18 protein-coding genes are annotated in these 17,841 nt (G+C 65.0%); 6 read left to right on the top strand and 12 right to left on the bottom strand.

Annotated elements, in window-relative coordinates:
* Positions 1-75: 75 nt before the first annotated feature.
* Positions 76-2,250, bottom strand: coding sequence for a CHASE2 domain-containing protein (locus tag VVD49_RS06250; protein ID WP_327598275.1), 2,175 nt, complete (start codon positions 2,248-2,250; stop codon positions 76-78).
* 200 nt (positions 2,251-2,450) lie between these two features.
* Between VVD49_RS06250 and VVD49_RS06245 the strand changes: the two genes are divergently transcribed.
* Both VVD49_RS06245 and VVD49_RS06240 read left to right on the top strand, forming a co-directional pair.
* Entirely contained in the window at positions 2,451-2,900 is a 450-nt protein-coding gene (locus tag VVD49_RS06245) for a FecR family protein (protein WP_327598274.1), read from the top strand.
* Entirely contained in the window at positions 2,900-3,514 is a 615-nt protein-coding gene (locus tag VVD49_RS06240) for an OmpA family protein (RefSeq protein WP_327598273.1), read from the top strand. Before VVD49_RS06245 ends, VVD49_RS06240 begins: the two co-directional genes overlap by 1 nt.
* A gap of 95 nt (positions 3,515-3,609) precedes the next feature.
* Here VVD49_RS06240 and VVD49_RS06235 read toward each other — a convergent pair whose 3' ends face one another.
* The 3 genes from VVD49_RS06235 to VVD49_RS06225 form a co-directional block, all read right to left on the bottom strand.
* Positions 3,610-4,641 carry a glycerophosphodiester phosphodiesterase family protein gene (locus VVD49_RS06235; RefSeq protein ID WP_327598272.1) on the bottom strand — a complete coding sequence of 344 codons (1,032 nt, stop codon included), beginning with the start codon at positions 4,639-4,641 and terminating at the stop codon, positions 3,610-3,612.
* A gap of 124 nt (positions 4,642-4,765) precedes the next feature.
* Positions 4,766-5,026 (bottom strand): hypothetical protein, encoded by a 261-nt coding sequence (locus VVD49_RS06230; protein WP_327598271.1) that lies wholly within the window; start codon positions 5,024-5,026, stop codon positions 4,766-4,768.
* 42 nt (positions 5,027-5,068) lie between these two features.
* Positions 5,069-5,431 carry a hypothetical protein gene (locus tag VVD49_RS06225; protein ID WP_327598270.1) on the bottom strand — a complete coding sequence of 121 codons (363 nt, stop codon included), beginning with the start codon at positions 5,429-5,431 and terminating at the stop codon, positions 5,069-5,071.
* Between VVD49_RS06225 and pelA the strand changes: the two genes are divergently transcribed.
* On the top strand, positions 5,421-6,725 hold the full coding sequence (pelA, locus tag VVD49_RS06220) for a pectate lyase (RefSeq protein WP_327598269.1): 1,305 nt from the start codon (positions 5,421-5,423) through the stop codon (positions 6,723-6,725). The genes VVD49_RS06225 and pelA overlap by 11 nt on opposite strands.
* A gap of 45 nt (positions 6,726-6,770) precedes the next feature.
* Here pelA and VVD49_RS06215 read toward each other — a convergent pair whose 3' ends face one another.
* The 6 genes from VVD49_RS06215 to VVD49_RS06190 form a co-directional block, all read right to left on the bottom strand.
* A complete protein-coding gene (locus VVD49_RS06215; protein WP_327598268.1) occupies positions 6,771-7,568 on the bottom strand; it encodes a DUF3025 domain-containing protein in 798 nt (265 codons plus the stop codon).
* 50 nt (positions 7,569-7,618) lie between these two features.
* Entirely contained in the window at positions 7,619-8,122 is a 504-nt protein-coding gene (locus VVD49_RS06210; RefSeq protein WP_327598267.1) for a MaoC/PaaZ C-terminal domain-containing protein, read from the bottom strand.
* A gap of 71 nt (positions 8,123-8,193) precedes the next feature.
* Entirely contained in the window at positions 8,194-9,654 is a 1,461-nt protein-coding gene (locus VVD49_RS06205; RefSeq protein ID WP_327598266.1) for an MFS transporter, read from the bottom strand.
* Positions 9,651-10,061: a (R)-mandelonitrile lyase gene (locus tag VVD49_RS06200; RefSeq protein ID WP_327598265.1), complete on the bottom strand. Its 411-nt coding sequence runs from the start codon at positions 10,059-10,061 to the stop codon at positions 9,651-9,653. The genes VVD49_RS06205 and VVD49_RS06200 overlap by 4 nt, the downstream gene beginning before the upstream one ends.
* Before the next feature lie 2 nt (positions 10,062-10,063).
* On the bottom strand, positions 10,064-11,131 hold the full coding sequence (locus tag VVD49_RS06195; RefSeq protein WP_327598264.1) for an NAD(P)-dependent alcohol dehydrogenase: 1,068 nt from the start codon (positions 11,129-11,131) through the stop codon (positions 10,064-10,066).
* A gap of 125 nt (positions 11,132-11,256) precedes the next feature.
* Positions 11,257-12,333, bottom strand: coding sequence for an alpha/beta hydrolase (locus VVD49_RS06190; RefSeq protein ID WP_327598263.1), 1,077 nt, complete (start codon positions 12,331-12,333; stop codon positions 11,257-11,259).
* Between the two features lie 147 nt (positions 12,334-12,480).
* Here VVD49_RS06190 and VVD49_RS06185 point away from each other — a divergent pair, with 147 nt between their 5' ends.
* Entirely contained in the window at positions 12,481-13,377 is an 897-nt protein-coding gene (locus VVD49_RS06185; RefSeq protein WP_327598262.1) for a LysR family transcriptional regulator, read from the top strand.
* A 10-nt stretch (positions 13,378-13,387) separates the two neighbouring features.
* On the opposite strand, the gene VVD49_RS06180 is transcribed toward VVD49_RS06185, so the two are convergent.
* Together VVD49_RS06180 and VVD49_RS06175 are read right to left on the bottom strand one after the other, a co-directional pair.
* Positions 13,388-14,161, bottom strand: coding sequence for a DUF3025 domain-containing protein (locus tag VVD49_RS06180; protein ID WP_327598261.1), 774 nt, complete (start codon positions 14,159-14,161; stop codon positions 13,388-13,390).
* 13 nt (positions 14,162-14,174) lie between these two features.
* Positions 14,175-15,083: a LysR family transcriptional regulator gene (locus VVD49_RS06175; RefSeq protein WP_327598260.1), complete on the bottom strand. Its 909-nt coding sequence runs from the start codon at positions 15,081-15,083 to the stop codon at positions 14,175-14,177.
* A gap of 320 nt (positions 15,084-15,403) precedes the next feature.
* Here VVD49_RS06175 and VVD49_RS06170 point away from each other — a divergent pair, with 320 nt between their 5' ends.
* Both VVD49_RS06170 and VVD49_RS06165 read left to right on the top strand, forming a co-directional pair.
* Positions 15,404-16,594, top strand: coding sequence for an MFS transporter (locus VVD49_RS06170; protein ID WP_327598259.1), 1,191 nt, complete (start codon positions 15,404-15,406; stop codon positions 16,592-16,594).
* A 29-nt stretch (positions 16,595-16,623) separates the two neighbouring features.
* Entirely contained in the window at positions 16,624-17,658 is a 1,035-nt protein-coding gene (locus VVD49_RS06165) for an aldo/keto reductase (RefSeq protein WP_327598258.1), read from the top strand.
* Positions 17,659-17,841: the final 183 nt, after the last annotated feature.

The raw sequence follows: 17,841 nt of genomic DNA, 5'->3' as shown, positions 1-17,841 counted from the left end.
GTTCATGCTAGCGGCTGGATTGAAGGCATGGTGTCGCGGGCATGGCATGCTCCTGCAAGAAGCCGCGCCTGCCTCCTACTTGGCTCCCATCACCATCAGGTCCCCACGCTCGCCGTCTGCAAGGCGGCGCGCATGCAGGGTCGCCAGCGGGTCGTCCGGCCAGGCCTGCGCCAGCGCGCTGAACATGCCGGCAGCGCCCCCGGCCTCCTCGCTCATCGCGCGGTACGCCTCGAGGTAGTCCTCGGTCGGCGCATAGCGCGCGACACAGCGCTGCGTGATCGGCTCGTGCACCTGCAGCGGCGCGCGCTTGCCCTTGAGCACAAGGCGCCCCACGGGCCTCACCCTGGCCTGCGGGCAACCGCTGAGTGTCTCCGCCGACAGGCAGATCGTCGTGCCGAGCTGCTTGTTCACGCTCTCCAGCCGCGATGCCGTGTTCACCGCATCGCCGAGCGCGCGGTAGTCGAAGATCGTCGAGCCCCCGAAGTTACCGACGATGACCTCGCCGGAGTGGATGCCGATGCGCGTCTTGCCGAAAGCCATCCCCTGCCCGGCAACGCGGGCGGCATAGCCTGCGGCGAAGGCATCCATCTCCAGCGCGCAGGCCAGCGCGCGCGCACGATGGTCGGCCTGCGGCACCGGTGCCGAGAACATGATGGCCACGGCGTCGCCGACGATGCGATCCAGCGTGCCCTCGTAGCGGAACGCGATAGCGATCATTGCGTCCAGATAATTGTTCAGCAGCGCCACCGCCTCCTGCGGATCGATGCTTTCCATCAGGGCCGTGAAATCGGCCAGGTCCGTGAACACGAAGCTGCACTCCTGGCGCTGGCCGCCCAGCGTCATCGCGTCCGGATGCGTGACCAGGAACTCGACGCGATTCGGCGAGACGTAACGCGAGAACACGCCCTTGATCCAGCGATGCTCGCGTTCGCTGATGAAGTGGTGCATCAGGCTGCCGAGCACGAAAGTCGCGATGAGGATCAGCGCGGGCGTGACCGTGTTGATGAGCAGGCCGTGCGTGCGGAAGGCGTACCAGCCGCCAGCCAGCAGCAGGAGCAGCGCGAGCGCCGTGGTGCCTGCGGCAATTACGGCACGGCTGCTGACGGACAGCCAGGCAATCGCCAGCCCGCCGATGACGATGGCGATCAGCTCCACGCTGCCAGCCCAGTTCGGCCGCTGCAGGGTCTGCCCGGACAGGATCTGCTCCAGCGCCTGGGCATGCGCCTCGACCCCCGGCATGATCTTGCCGAGCGGGCTGAAGCGCAGGTCCATCAGCCCCTGCGCCGAGCTGCCGATGAGCACGATGCTGCCCTCGAGCATGGTGTCGGGGACGGCGCCCTGCAGCACTTGCCAGGCAGGCAGGTAGCGGCCGGCTTGCTCCCTGGCGTAGTGCACCCATACTTCGCCGGCGGCCGTCGTCGGTACCCGGAAGTTGCCGATGCGCACCTCGGCGAGCCCGATCGCGTGGCCATCGCTCTTGAGGAAGTAATTGCGCTCGCCCTGCGCCACGCGCAGCAGTTCGGCCACCAGCGTGGGGACGGGCTCGCCGTGCAGGCTCAGCACCAGCGGCACGCGGCGCACGATGCCATCGCTGTCTGCCACGAAGTTCAGGGCGCCATAGCCGGCTGCCACTGCTTCCAGTTCGGGCCGCGCCGTCAGCACGCCATCGAAAGTGTGCAGGCTGCGCCCGGACGGTTCGCCGGCATGAATGTAGCGAAACGCTTGCACCTGCAGCGCCGTGCGGGCGCTGGCCGCCTGTGCGCGCCCGCCTTGCAGCACGAAGCCCAGCACCGCCGGTGCGTCTGCGAGGCTCCCGGCCAGCACCTGGTCATGATCGGGAAACTTTTGCAGCGCTGCGCGCAGGGCGTCGGGCAAGGACCAGAGCTGCGCCATGCGTTGCGGTGAGGTGCGGTCAGGCTCGGCCAGCAGAATATCGAAACCGATGGCAGCCACACCTGCGGCCTTGAGGCGCTCGACCAGACCGGCAAGGCGCGTACGCGGCCAGGGCCACTGGCCCAGGCGCGCCAGCGTCTCCTCGTCGATATCGACAATATGCACCGGCGCATCGACGTACTCGCGCGGCGACCAGCGCTGGTACTGGTCGAACATACTGTTGCGCAGGGTCTGCATCGGTAGCGGGTCGATGATCAGCAGGGCCAGCCCCAGCAGCACCGACACAACGGGCAGCAGAACGCCGAGACGCTTCAGCGAGCGTGTCACGCTCCACCAGCTCAGGTTCCAGCGAGTCACACGCCTCCCTCCGTCACGCATGCAAGAGGGCTGGACAGAGCCCGCTTCCGGAGCATGACAGCTTCGCCAGGCGCGACAATCCTTCCCGCTATATACGCGTCATATGAAATGCCGAATCAATTTCCCGACACGGCCGACTATGCTGAAAACAATGTGCTCGGCAGGCGATCCGCGCCCGCGTCGTCGCGAAGGAAGCGCTCATGAAAACGCCGCTTGTAAACATGCTCGTGCTGGTTTTCGCACTGTTCGCGACGCTGGGCGCCCGGGCACAGGACCAGCCCATCGGCTACGTCAAGACGGTTGCCGGCGAAGCTTCGATCACCACCGCCGGCGCCAGGGTCAAGGCTGAAGTCGGCACGCCCGTGTACCAGGGCAGCCTGCTGCAGACCGGCGGCAAGAGCAGCATGGGTGTCACCTTCAAGGATGAGACTGTCATGTCCTTCGGCGCGGACACCACATTCTCGGTCGACGAGTATCTCTATGCCCCTGCGCAGGGCAAGCTCAAGCTCGGCAGCAAGCTGAGCAAGGGCAGCCTCAACTACGTCTCCGGCGTGATCGCCAAACTCAAACCTGATGCCGTCAGCATCGCCACGCCGACGGGGGTGATCGGGGTGCGCGGCACGCAGTTCCTGGTCAAGGTGGAGGACTGATGGCGGCCCGACCCGCGTGGCTGCTGCGCACGGTGCAAGGGCTGGCGATGGCGTTGGCCCTGCTGTGGCTCGCAGGCTGTGCCAGCACGCCGAAGTCCTACGTCTTACTGTTGCCCAGCCCGGATGGCACGGTCGGCAAGGTCATCGTCACGGGTGCGAACGGCGAACAGGTGCTGGACAAGGCAGGCCAGGCTGCAAGCACCGATGGCCGGGCCATCGCCGTGCCGCCACCGCAGGTGCAGCTCGACAAGGACTTCAGCACGACCATTGCCGCGCGCCCGAAACTGCCCGTGAACTATCTGCTGTACTTCACCACCGGCACCACGCTGACCAGCGAGTCGCAGGCGCAGATCCCGCGCATCATTGCCGACGCCACCAGCCGCAGCTCCATCGACATTTCGGTGATCGGCCATACCGACACGATCATGACGGCCGAGTACAACGAACAGCTGGCGCTGAGCCGCGCCAATGCAGTGGTCGAACTATTGAAGTCGAGGGGCCTGAACGCGAGCGCCATCTCCGTCGAGTCGCACGGCAAGCGCAACCTGCTGATCCAGACGCCCGACAATACCTTTGAGCCACGCAACCGACGGGTCGAGGTGTCGATCCGCTAGCGGGCTGCTGCCGTCATGCTGACGGCAGGCTGAGGAACAGGTGCCGGCGCGGGGCCGGCACGCTTGTCTTGCTACGGGCGCTTCTACCGCGAAGCTCAGCGCACGCGACGGCGCATGCCGACGCCCAGGATGCCGAAGCCGGCCAGCAACATCGCGTAGGTCGCAGGCTCCGGCACGGCCGCAATGAATTCATTGCGCGAGGCCACGGCAAGGTCGGCGTAGTTGCTGAACACGCCGTCCATGCCCCAGCCGAAGTACTTGTCGTACTGCGCATCCGCCGTCAACGGATTGGCATCGGCGAAGGTATAGCCATGCACGAACAGGTTTGCAGCATGCGCGGCATCGATGTAGGCATCGGTCACCGCGTTGGCGCCACCGCTGCTGATCGATGGACCGATACCGTTGACGTACTTTGCGATATCAGCGAACGAGCTGGCGGCGGAGTTGCCAAGGAACACCTCGCTCATCGACAGGCCGAGCGCGTCCTGCTTGGCGCGGATGCTCTTGAGCGTATCGAGGCTGAAGGACTGGATGATGACCTTGTCGCTGCTGCTGCCATAGCCGTATGCCACGAGGGTAGAGAGGATCTTGTCTTCCATCAGCGGATCGGCAATCTTGGCTTCCGGGTAGATGCCGACAGTGCGCCCCACCAGCGCGCTCTGCGCTTGCGCCAGCTGGATCACCTCGTCGAAGGTCGGCACCTTGAACGCGTCGGGATAGGACGGCGTGAAACCGGCATAGCTGGTCTTGCCCGTCCCCGTCGGCTCCACCGTCAGCTGCTTGATCTCGGCCAGCGTGTAGTTGGAGACGAGATAGCCACCGTTACGCGTGCCAAGCACCGTCTCGACATTGGTCGTACGGTTGAGCGTGGTGTCGTGCATGGCGACGAGGTAGCCATCCTTGGTCAGCTGCAGGTCGGGCTCGATGTAGTCGGTGCCCATCCTGATCGCCAGCTCGTAGCCGGCCAGGGTGTGTTCCGGCAGATAGCCGCTGGCGCCGCGATGCGCAACGATGATGGGGGCTGCGCCATTGAGCGTATCCGGCGTCGCTGCCGTGGCGGTGGCCGCGCAAAGCGCCAGGGTCAGGCCGATAGCCCAGGTCACGGGCCGGTCAAGGATTGGGTGCATGTAACTCTCCGCAAGTTTTCGTGGTGTCGTTGTATGTGTCCGCGCCTGCCTTGCCTGCCGGTGGTGACGAGGCGTCGGACAGCGATTGACGATCGATCGCCGCCGGAATCTTCGGGCGCTTGCGTTACACGCTTGCTGCCGGGAGCCTGACTGTTTCATGACACACGGCCCGCGCGCGCAGGACATGCTGCGTTGCGGCTGGCTCATTAAGTTCGCTGAAAATACAATCGGGGCCGATCGAGCGCTGCGGGATCTCAAGCACGGCCATCGATCCCGGAAAAAGCGTGCGCCCAGTGAAGGCCCTGCGCTCGCCAGAAAAATTCAAGGAGACAGTCATGAAGGTCCAGATCATCGCCAGCGCCGCGCTGGCGATCGCCACCACCATTGCCGCGCCATTCGCGCAGGCCGCGTCCGACGCGCCATCGGGCTACACCAAGTGCGCGCAGAACACTGGCGCAAGCTGTTCGTTCAGCGGCACACGTTCGGTCGCGCTGGGTAAGTCCGGCAGCTTCGTGTACGGCACGTTCACCACTAGCGTGGTGTGCTCGTCGAGCAACTTCCCGTCCAATACCTTCACGACTTCTGCCTGGTGCTCGTATGCCGGCACGACCAGCTCGTCCAGTTCGAGCAGCGTGGCAACTTCCTCTTCGAGTTCGGTCGCAAGCAGCTCCTCCAGCAAGTCGTCTTCCTCTTCCAGCGTCGCAAGCTCGGTTGCCAGCTCGTCATCGAGCAAGTCTTCATCCAGCAGCTCCGTTGCCAGCAGCGCAAGCAGCAGTTCGGTGGCAACCAATGATGGTGCCTGTGTCACCACCTGCACGGACTACATCCGCAAGAACACGGAGACCTCGCCCCTGACGCAGACCCGCATCGACACCGAGGCCGGTTCGCTCAAGAGCGCTTTCACGACCTACCTGAGCAACTCCAACGCTGCGCGCGCTGCCGACAAGGCAGCACTGAAGGCCGAGCGTTCAGGCCTGTCTTCGGTACCTTCCGCACGCGGCTCGGACAAGGCGGGCCCCGACACCATGCCTCTGTCGGAAGCCGCGTCGTACTACGCCTCCAGCAACGCGCTGGCCATCGCCCGCGAGATCGTCAGCTTCCAGGTGCCATCCGGGGCCTGGGGCAAGAACATGCTGCGTACCGGCGTCGTGCGCGCCAAAGGCCAATCCTGGATCGGCAGCAATATCGACCCCTCGGCCTCCGGCAGCACTGACTGGATGTACGTCGGCACCTTCGACAACAAGGCCACCACCACCGAGATCCGCTATCTCGCCAAGGTGCAGACCGCGCAGAGTACCGACCGCGCAGCCTTCCAGGCCTCCATCGTCAAGGGCATCAACGCGATGATCAACGCGCAGTACCCGAACTACGGCTGGCCGCAGAACTACCCGGTCTCCGGCAGCGGCTACAACGACGCCGTCACGCTCAATGACGATGCCATGCTCAACATCATGAAGCTGCTGCGCGAGATCGGCACCAGTTCCAACACGGACTTCGCCTTCGTCGATTCGACACTGCGCAACAAGGCTGCTTCTGCTGCCGGCAATGGCGTCACCTGGTTCCTCGCCAACCAGGTCGTCATCAACGGCAAGAAAACCGTCTGGGGCCAGCAGCACGATGTGTTCACGCTCAAGCCCACGCCGGCGCGCGCCTACGAGATGGCTTCGCTGACCTCGCAGGAGAGCGCCAAGATCACCTCCTACCTGATGGCCCTGCCGAATCCGGACACGGCGATGGTCACCGCGGTCTACGCCGCCACCGACTTCTTCAAGGCCACGCAGATCACCGGCAAGGTATGGAGCAGCGGCGTGCTCTCCAGCGACAGCAGCAAGAACTCGTGGGCGCGCTTCTACGACCTGTCCGTGTATGACCCGACGGCTGCGAACCTGAGCAGTCGTGCCCGCATGCTGTTCGGTGACTTCGCGGATCGCCACGGCGCCGCCAGCAGCGTGTATGGCCTGATCTTCGGCTCGACGACGGCGGTGTCGGCAGAGCGCCTGACGGGCTACTCGCAATACAACAGCGTGGCGCAAGCGATGCTGACCAGCTTCACGAGCTGGAGCGCCAGTCACCCGCGCCCCTGAGGAAATCCTCGGCCATGAAAGAGCCCCCGCAGGTCGGGGGCTTTTTCATTTGGGCCGACGTCGTCGCTGGCGACGGAAATACTGCTCGTTATCGTAGAAGGCAGGCTCTTCGTTGGCCGGCCACCAACCCGGCACGCCGAGTATCGGTAGCGGGCACAGATCGGCAGAAACCAGCTGGCCGCTGCTGTGTAGCTGCGCCGCCAGATGTGCATCGGCCCATGCACACAACGCCATCAAGGGCATGCGCACGACCTCGGCGCTGGCCGGCATCAGCAAGGCCTTGGCCGTCATGCCGACGTAGGGGTGCAGGAATTTCTCCAGCAGGCCATGGCCGAAGACGATGACGCGCATGTGCCGCACGACACGCGCACGCTGTGCCACGAACAGCTCAGGCCAGTTCATCTCGCGCAGCAGGTCCAGCAGCGATGCATCGTCGCAGATCACCAGCGCGCCGCTCTCGTCGAGCAGGGTCAGGCCGTCGCGCACGGGCGTGCGCTGCACGGCCGGGCCGGCCGCGTCCCAATGCGCGCGGTGCAGGGCATTGAGCTGCGATTTCGTCTGCGGAAAACGGCACCACACCAGCGCGTTGAAATAGTCGTGCCACAGCGCGTGGCGCGTCGGCACTTGAGCGGTCTCGCCGATGTACAACTCGTAGGATTGGGCCGGGCTGTCCTGCACGAAACGCAGCGGCGCACCGAGCGTATTGAGATCGGAGTAGTAGCGCGCTGCCTCCGGCCAGTCACGCCAGGCGAGGCCCTGCGCCAGGGGCGCGATTGCAGCGAAGGCCGGGCTGCCGTGGAAGTAGTCGGGAAGGAAGTCGCTCACTACAGGTTTCGTGATCATGCGGGGGCTTCATTATCCCGCAAGCAGGGCACGAGCCTTGCCGAGCCGGCTCAGCCCGGCTGCAGCGGCTTGCCATCCAGCGTGATGGCGGGCACGTGTGGCCGTGGCCGGCGTACCTTGACGGTCGGCGCCATGACTTCGGCCTCACCCTTGACGACCAGCTCGCCTGCCTGGTTCTTGAGCACGCAGTCGAAACGCAAGCGCTTCTTCTCCTCGTTGCGTTCACTGCAGGTCAGGGTCACGGTCAGCGTGTCGCCGATGCGCACCGGGCGGCGGAATTTCAGTTCCTGGCTGATGTAGATCGTGCCGGGGCCGGGCAGCTGCATGCCCAGCACATTGGACACGAGAGCGCCCGCGAACATGCCATGCGCGATGACGCCGCCGAACGGCGTGGATTGCGCGTATTCCTCGTCCATGTGCGCCGGGTTGATGTCTCCGGACAGCGCCGCGAACAGGTGCACGTCTTCGATGCGGATGAGCCGCTCCAGACTGGCGCTGTCACCAATCCGGATCTCGTCAAAGGTACGGTTCTCGATGTAGGTATCTGCTTGCATGGGACATCCCGTGGAGCGTTGTACGTATGCAATAAAGATAGCCTGCGCGAGCGCTCTTTTCTTGACCTCAATCAAGCACTCGGCCGCGGCGCGAACATCAGGCGTGCACGCGCCGCGGCAGTGGCGCGCGCACGATGCAGAAGTAGACGATGAGGAGCGCACACGCCAGCATCGCAGCACCTGCGGCGAAGGATGCGGCGATCTGTTGCGCCAGCAGCGCGCCCCCCCTGCTCTTCGCCCGTCCCTACCGAGGCGAACACGACGACGAGGATCGCCAGGCCAAGCGAACCACCCAGTTGATGTGCTGCATTCACCAGGCCCGAGGCAGCGCCGGCGTCTTCCGCTGCGACACCGGCCACGCCGGAAATCGTCAGCGGGCTCAGCGTGCAGCCCTGCCCCACGCCGAGCAGGATCATCGGCAACGCAATCCCCGTGAGATAGGACGCATCCACCGTCACGAAAGCCAGCCAGATCATGCCGAGCAGCGTCAGCGCCAGCCCGCCAGCGAGCACGGGGCCGTTGCCGAAGCGGCGTGTCAGCCGCGGCACCATCAGGGCTGATGCAAAGTTCGGCAAGGTCGTCGGCAGATAGGCCAGGCCGGCTTCGAAAGGCGTGAAGCCGAGCACGTGCTGCAGGAACTGCGTGGTGAAGAACCAGAAGCCCACCATCGCTCCCAGGAACAGCACGCGTGCCGCGTAGGCTCCCGCGCGCTCGCGATTCGCGAACAGGCGCAGCGGCATGATGGGTTGCGCCACGCGCGCTTCGTTCCACACCAGGAATGCCATCAGCAATACGCCGGCCGCCAGCGAGGCTTGCGTCAGCGCATCGCTCCAGCCTGTCGCGGCGGAACGCACGAGGCCGAATACCAGGGCCGTCATGCCCAGCGTGGAGCTCAGCGCCCCCGCCAGATCGAACTGCCCCGGCCTGCGCCGCGTCTCGTTGATGTAGCGCAGTGCGCCGAAGATCACCGCGATGCCGATGGGCAGATTGATGAAGAAGCCGACACGCCAGGACAACCAGTCGGCAATCACGCCGCCCAGCACGAGGCCGATGCTGGCGCCCACGCCTGCTGTCGCGCCATAGAGACTCAGCGCGCGCGTGCGCTGCGGGCCTTCGGGAAAGTTCGTCGACAACAATGCCAGCGTCGACGGCGCCAGTGTCGCTGCACCGATGCCCTGGATGGCGCGCGCCAGCAGCAACCATGCTGGCGACTGCGCCAGGCCGATGGCCAGCGAGGTCACGGTGAACAAGCTCATGCCGACGACGAACATGCGGCGCCGGCCGAGGATGTCACCCGCGCGCGCACCAAGCAGCAACAAGCCGCCGAAGGCCAGCGTGTAGGCGTTCTGCACCCAGCTCAGCTCCGTCGCCGAGAAGTCGAGACTGCGCTGGATCTTCGGCAGCGCCGTGATGACGATGGAGATGTCGAGCACGATCATCAGGTAGCTCACCAGCACGATCGCCAGCACTGCCGTGCGATGCGTGCCCCCGGCCACGGCGCGGACGCCCGTGTGCGTGTCAACCGCGCTCATGCCTGACTCGCAAGGGCCGGGTACTGAGCGTCGCTGACATGCTCCATGAAGTCAGCCGTCTTGCCGTCGAGCTGCTCCTGGATGGCGATGTGCGTCATAGCCGTTGCTGGCGACGCGCCATGCCAGTGCTTTTCACCGGGCGCGATCCACACCACGTCGCCAGGCTTGATCTCCTGCACGGGCTCGCCCCATTTCTGGATGAGCCCTGCACCTGCCGTCACGATCAGCGTCTGACCCAGCGGATGCGTATGCCATGCCGTGCGCGCCGCGGGTTCGAAAGTTACTGTCACGCCCACCGCACGCGCTGCCGCGTTGGCCTGGAACAGGGGATCGACGCGCACTGCGCCAGTAAAGTAGTTTTCCGGCCCGCGCATCGAGTGCTGCGTGCCGCTGCGTGCGATTTCCATTCTCAGCGCCCTTCCCTGAGCGACGCCATGTCGATGACAAAGCGATACTTCACGTCGCTCTTCAGCAAGCGCTCATAGGCTGCGTTGATGTCCTGCATGCGGATCACTTCCACATCGGAAGTGATGCCGTGGGCGCCGCAGAAATCGAGCATCTCCTGCGTCTCGGCAACGCCGCCGATGAGCGAACCGGCGACGGCCTTGCGCCCCATGATCAGCGGCACGCTGTTGAGCACCGGCTCAAGACCACCGAGATAGCCGACCAGCACCAGCGTGCCGTTGATGGCCAGCGTCGGCACATAGGGATTCACGTCATGGATGTAGGGCACGGTGTCGATGATCAGATCGAACTCGCCGTGCGCGGCCTGCATCTGCGCAGCGTCGGTCGACAGGACGATGCGGTCTGCGCCAAGACGTCGTGCATCCTCTTCCTTGCCGGGCGAGCGCGTGAACAGCGTGACGTGTGCGCCCAGCCCTTTCGCCAGCTTGATACCCATGTGCCCGAGACCGCCGAGGCCGACGACGGCCACGCGACTGCCTTCACGCACCTTCCAGTGACGCAGCGGCGACCAGGTCGTGATGCCGGCGCACAGCAGCGGTGCGGCGCCCGCCAGATCGAGTCCATCCGGCAGTTTCAGGACGAACTTGTCGGAGACGACGATGCGCTCCGAATAGCCGCCCATGGTGCGCGAGCCATCGTGGCGGTCAGTGCCGCCGTAGGTGTAGGTCGCGAGGTTTTCGCAGTACTGCTCATGTCCTTGCTGACATGGCTTGCAGTGCTGGCAGGAATCGACCATGCAGCCGACGCCGACATGGTCGCCCGCCTTGAAGCGCGTCACGCCGCGCCCCACGCTCAGCACCTTGCCGATGATCTCGTGGCCGGGCACCAGCGGGTATTCGGCGCGGCCCCAGTCGTTGCGCGCGTTATGCAGGTCTGAATGGCAGACGCCGCAGTAGAGGATCTCGATGGAGACATCGTCTGCGCGCAGTTCGCGGCGGTTGATGCGGTACGGTGCCAGCGGGGCTGTCGGCGACAGCGCAGCATAGCTTTTCACCTGTGTGTTCGTGCTCATGGGGAGCTCCTTCTGATGATTGCTTCCGGATGCGAAGCGCATGAGTTGAATGTAGCGGCCGCAACGCTCAGTGATAAGACGGCAGAATCCGCATGCGCTAATGAGACGAGCTCATCAATCAGGACTCAGTCGAGGCCCTTGCGCTGCAGGAAGCGCGACATCTCGTCGGCTACGGCCATGTTGTTGAGATCCGAGAACGGGAAGTGCGTGTTGCCGCGAACGCCGATCTCGGGCAGATGCACGACGCTCGCATCGCCACCATGCCGATTCACGCTCGCGGCCCACATGCGGGCCATGGCGAGGCGCACGCGCCAACCGTCCTGCCCCGGATTCGTTACCGGCGCATCGGGGATGTTGTCGCCGTAGTAGATGACAATGGGAATCCGGGTCAGCTTCAGGAAATCATCCAGCGGCACGCCTGTCGCTTCGAGCGCGCCCGCAGCACTCGGCATAGGGGCGGGCACTTCACCGTTCGGGAAGATGAAGCCGCTACCCGGCTCATAGGCCACGATGGCGCGCACATTGCTGCTCTTCAGCGCGGTCAGCCAGCCCGGGCCGCCCGCCTGCGAATGCGTGACGAGGATGGCCGGGCCGGTCTTCGCAAACAGCGCCGCAATCGTGCCGGCGAACAGATCCGCATCGAAGGGTCCGGTGTTCGGCACCATCTGACGGAAGTACTGGTTCAACGCTTCTGGATCGCGCGAGAACTGCACGCCGGGGAAGAAGTTTGGCCACGTGCCGACGCGGAAAGTGTTGAACCACTGCTGCTCATCGGGCGTGGGTGTGATGCTGATCGGCACGGTGCTGCGTGCGGCGTTGCCGCGACGTGGCTGATCGATCAGGTACACCGGGAAATGGCGCCGCAGGAAGATGTTCTGGAAACCTTCACGACCATCCGGCGTGGACTCCCAGGTCTTCGAGAACTGCCCGTAGCCATGCCAGAACACGAGTGGCAGCGGCCGGGGACTCACCGGCACCTGATAGAAAACGTAGGCGTGATCGCCATGGAAACTCTGGCCAGCAGCCGTCGGCTTGATCGGGTCGAAGTCGCCGGCCTGGGTCACCACCGTGCCGCCCACGGCAAAGCTTCCCTGCTCACCCAGGCTCAAGGCCTGCGGCGGTGTCACGGCACACGATGCCATCAGCATCGCAATGAGGATTGCAGAAACGGCGCCGAGCCTGTGTGATTGCTTCGGAAACATTGAGACCTCCTTGATGAACACGACTCGCGGCACGCGGTGCCGGCGAAGCTAGCCTTCGCCCCATCGTGACCAGCTTGCAATCTAGCGGGCGCGGAACCCCTTGATTAGCCGCTACAATCGACATGCGCTTATGAATGGAGCTCATCAATGGCACGCGAGAACTTTAATGACCTGCAGGCCTTCGTTCTCGTCGCGCGCGAAGGCAGCTTCACGCGCGCCGCCGTCAAGCTGGGCGTGTCGCAATCAGCACTGAGTCACACCATTCGTGCGCTTGAGGCGCGGCTGGGCGTGCGCCTCCTCACCCGCACGACACGCAGCGTGGCCGTGACAGAAGCCGGCGACCGCCTGCTGCAGAACATCGGGCCGCGCTTCGACGAGATCGAGAACGAGCTGGCGGCACTGGGCGACCTGCGCGACAAGCCGGCCGGCACGATACGCATCACCGCCACCGACCATTCGATCCACAGCATGATCTGGCCCAAGCTCGCGCAGGTGCTGCCGGACTATCCCGACATCAAGATCGAGATCGAGATCGTCATCGACTATGGCCTGACCGACATCGTGGCCCAGCGCTATGACATCGGCGTTCGCCTCGGCGACCAGGTGGCGAAGGACATGATCGCCGTGCGCATGTCGCCCGACATGCGCTTCCTCATCGTCGCTTCACCCAGCTATCTGGCCGGCCACACGGCGCCGACGACGCCGCAGGAACTGATGCAGCATCAGTGCATCAATCTGCGACTCCCGAGCAGTGGCGCGCTTTACGCGTGGGAGTTGCAGAAGGGCGAGCAGGCGCTGCAGGTGCGCGTCGACGGCCAGCTCACCTTCGGCAGCCTGCCGCTGATTCTCAAGGCGGCGATGGATGGCTTTGGCCTGGCCTACGTACCGGAGAATTCCGTCACTGCGCACATCGCGGAAGGCAAGCTCGTCAGCGTCATGGAAGACTGGTGCCCGACGTGGCCCGGCTACCACCTCTACTACGCGAACCGTCGCTCGTCGCGTGCGCTGCAGGTTGTCGTCGAGGCGCTGCGCTATCGCCAGTGAGGCACCAGGCTTACGGGGTGTTTCTCTGTCGCTGGCGACGGAAGTAGTGGGTGTTGTCGTAGAACGATGCGTCGCAGTTGGCTTCCCACCAGCCGGGCACACCGAGGATCGGCAGCGGATGCAGGTCTGACGACAACAGCCCGCCTGCGCTATGCAGCTTTGCCGCGACATGCGCATCAGCCCAGCCACACAAATCGTCCAGCGGCAGGCTCACGACATCCGCGTGCGCGTTGAGCAGTAGCGCCTTGGCGGTCATGCCGACGTAAGGTTGCAGGAATTTCTCCAGCAGCCCGTGCCCAAACACGAGGACGCGCATGTGCTGCTCGACACGCGCGCGCTGCGTAGCGAACAGCTCCGGCCAGTTCATATCGCGCACCTGCTGAAGCAGCGATGCGTCATCGCAGATCACCAGCGCGCCGCTTTCGTCGAGCAGGGTCAGGCCGTCGCGCACTGGTGGGCGCTGCGTGCCCGCATCGGCCCAATGCGCGCGATGCAGGGCGTTGAGCTGCAGCTTCGTACGCGGAAAGCGGCACCACACGAGCGCGTTGAAGTAGTCATGCCATGAGGCGTGGCGAGTCGGCACCTGTGCGGTCTCGCCGATATGCAATTCGTATGCTTGCGCGGGCGCGTCCGGCACGAAATGTACGGGCGCGCCGAGCGCATCGAGCCCGGCGTAGTAGCGCTGCGGCGTGGGCCATGCATTCCAGCCCAGGCGCTGCGCGTAGGGCGCAACCGCGTCGAAGGCGGGGCTACGCTGGAAGTAATCAGCGATGAATTCAGGCATGCCTGGGTGAGACTCAGGCCGCATCGACGCGGCCGCGCTCGACGAGGAAATCCAGCAGCACGCGCACACGTGCCGGCAGCAGCTTGCCACCGAGAAACACGGCGTGGAAGTCTTCCAGATCGCCCGGATTGTGGTCTTCCATCAGCGCGACGAGACGCCCCGCACGTATGTCGTCGCAGACGGTGAACTCCGCCAGCCGCGCCAGCCCGACGCCGCACAAGGCGAGCTTGCGCAGCGATTCGCCATCGCTGAGTTTGACGCGGCCCTGCACCGGCAGGTTCGTGAGTCGCCCGCCTTCGACGAGCTGCCATGCTGCCTGCGAGCGGGTGTAGGCGAAGCCGAGGCGTTCGTGTTGTTCGAGTTCGGCAAGGCTGCGCGGCGTACCGGCACGCGCGAGGTAATCCGGCGCGCCGACGATGATTTTGCGCGTGGCACCGAGCGAGCGAGCCACGAGGCTGGAGCTCTTCAGCGGACCGGCGCGCACGGCGACATCGACGCGCGCTTCGAGCAGGTCGACCACCGTGTCAGTGTGCGTGATGTCGAGCGTGATGCCGGGATAGCGCGCGAGGAATTCCGGCAGCAGCGGCGCGAGGATGTGAAAGCCGAATGACGCGCTGGTGTTGATGCGGATGCGCCCGACCGGTTGCTCGCCGAGCGAGGCGCCGCGCTCCGCTTCCTCCAGGTCGGCCAGCACCTGTATCGCGCGCTCGTAGAAGGCATGGCCCTCGGGCGTGAGCTGCAGGCCACGCGTCGAGCGGTTGATGAGCCGCGCCTTGAGTCGCGACTCCAGCCGCGAGATGAGCTTGCTGACGGCCGAAGGCGTCATGCGGCATGCACGCGCAGCAGCCGAGAAGCCACCTTGCTCGATGACCTTCACGAACACTTCCATCTCGCCCGAACGATTGACCTCGGCGCGTGCCATTTGAGTCTCCCGGTATCTGCTCTCCAACGGCGACGGATCAGTTCCGTCAGGCCGCGAATCCCTGAACCCCCCGAATCCTTTTCCCCCATTTGCAGAGGCGTCGCATCCCTCACCTGCGCCATGCCCGGATTGCGGCGTTCCCGTGAAAATGCAATGGCGGCGAGTGGTTGCGGCCCTGAATGAACGAGCCGCCGCAGCGACTTCCAGCCTCGATCTATGACTTCAAGTCACAGATTATTTTCCTCCACGCAGTCTATATCACAAGCCCCGTGTGCTGGATGATCCGCACATCTCGAAGCAATCCGCAGGAAAGGTCTCTCATGCCCATCGCACTTTACGCACTGACTGTCGGCGCCTTCGGCATCGGCGTCACCGAATTCGTCATCATGGGTCTGCTGCTTCAGGTGGGCAGCGACCTCGGGGTCAGCATCGCCACAGCCGGCCTGCTGATCTCCGGCTACGCGCTCGGCGTCGTCGTCGGCGCGCCCGTACTCACCACCCTCACCGGCCGCTGGCCACGCAAGCAGGTGCTGCTCGCGCTGATGGTGATCTTCACGCTGGGTAACGCCGCCTGCGCGCTGGCACCGAGCTATGGCTGGCTGATGGCCGCACGCGTGCTCACGGCGCTGGCGCACGGCAGCTTCTTCGGCGTCGGCGCAGTCGTCGCCACCGGCCTCGTCTCGCCCGAACGCCGCGCCTCGGCGATCGCGGCGATGTTCACCGGCCTCACTGTCGCCAACATCCTCGGCGTGCCCTTCGGCACCTGGCTGGGTCAGCAGTACGGCTGGCGCGCCACCTTCTGGGCCGTCAGCATCGTCGGGCTCGCCGCCCTTACGGTGATTGCGCGCTTCGTGCCGCGCGATGCAGCAGCGCGCGACACGGTCGGCGACTGGCGTGCCGATCTCGCTGCAATGATGCGTCGCCCCGTGCTGCTCGGCTTTGCCAGCACCGTACTCGGCTTCGGCGGCGTGTTCGCCGTATTCACCTACATCGCACCGATGCTCACCCGCATCAGCGGCTTCAGCGATGCGGCCGTGTCGCCCATCCTGCTGGTGTTCGGCGGCGGCATGATCGTCGGCAACATCCTCGGCGGGCGCTTGGCGGATCGCGCATTGGTGCCGACCGTGCTCGGCGTGCTCGCCAGCCTGATGCTGACGATGGGCTTGATGACATTCGCGTTCCACAGCCAGATTGCCGCTGTCATCTTCATCGGCCTGCTCGGCGCGACCGGCTTCGCCACCGCCGCACCACTGCAGATGTGGGTGCTGGAGAAAACGCAGGGCATCGGCCAGACGCTGGCCTCCAGCCTCAACATCGCCGCCTTCAATCTCGGCAATGCGCTTGGCGCATGGGTCGGCGGTGTCGTCATCGATCACGGCCCCGGCCTCGGCGCCGTGCCCATCGTAGCCGCGCTGCTGCCGCTGGGCGCAATCGGTGTGGTGCTGCTCGCCCTGCGTCTCGATGGACGTGGCGTGCGCACGCCAGCCGCGTTGGCTACTTCGCAAATCTGAGCTATCCAATCCACTTCAGGAGAATGACCATGGAATACAGACGCCTCGGCGCATCCGGCCTCAAGGTGCCGGCCCTCAGTTTCGGCGCAGGCACTTTCGGCGGCACCGGCCCCCTCTTCAGCGCCTGGGGCACGACCGACGCGCAGGAAGCGCGCCGCCTCGTCGACATCTGCCTCGACGCCGGCCTCAACCTGTTCGACACGGCTGACGTGTACTCCGGCGGCGCGTCGGAGGAAGTGCTCGGCGCTGCCATCAAGGGCCGCCGCGACAGCGTGCTGATCTCCACCAAGACCACGCTGCCGATGGGCGACGGACCGAACGACAGCGGCTCGTCACGGCCGCGTCTGCTGCGCGCCGTCGACGATGCACTGCGCCGCCTCGGCACCGACTACATCGACCTGCTGCAGCTGCACGCCTTCGATGCCGGCACGCCGGTGGAAGAGGTTGTCTCAACACTCGACGACCTCGTGCGCGCCGGCAAGCTGCGCTACGTCGGCGTCTCGAATTTCTCTGGCTGGCAACTCATGAAGTCGCTGGCCGCAGCGGAGCACCACGGCTGGTCGCGCTACGTCGCGCATCAGGTGTATTACTCGCTGCTGGGTCGCGACTACGAATGGGATCTCATGCCATTGGCAAAAGACCAGGGCGTCGGCGCGCTGGTGTGGAGCCCGCTCGGCTGGGGCCGCCTCACCGGGAAGATCCGTCGCAACCAGCCTCTGCCCGAAAGCAGCCGCCTGCATGCCACGGCCGAGTTCGGCCCACCCGTGGATGACGAACGCATGTACCGCATCATCGACGTGCTCGACGCCCTCGCCGAAGAGACGGGCAAGAGCGTGCCGCAGATCGCCATCAACTGGCTGCTGCAACGCCCGACCGTTTCCAGCGTGATCATCGGCGCACGCAACGAGGCGCAGTTGCGCCAGAACCTCGGCGCGGTCGGCTGGCAACTCGATGCGGAGCAGATCATGCGGCTGGATGCGGCAAGCCGCGTCGATGCGCCTTACCCGCATTTCCCCTATCACCGTCAGGACGCGTTCGCGCGCCTCAACCCGCCGGTGGTGTGAGTCCGGCTGCACCATAGGTCTTTGCAGGAAAAAGGAAAGCCCCCGCGACCCGGGGGCTTTTTCTTTGATCCTGCTGGGCGCGTTCCACGCACCGCAAAATGTCATTTTTGTTAATTTTATTGTTTATATTGTTTTTGTCGCAGAAACAAACTAACGTTGTCTTCACGCCATCCCAAGAGATGA

It is taken from the genome of Uliginosibacterium silvisoli (genome assembly GCF_036017035.1).
In the GTDB taxonomy this organism is placed as follows: Bacteria; Pseudomonadota; Gammaproteobacteria; order Burkholderiales; family Rhodocyclaceae; genus Viridibacterium; species Viridibacterium silvisoli.
The sequence above is the reverse complement of the archived record's forward strand: the minus strand, read 5'-3'. Positions and strand labels throughout refer to the sequence as shown.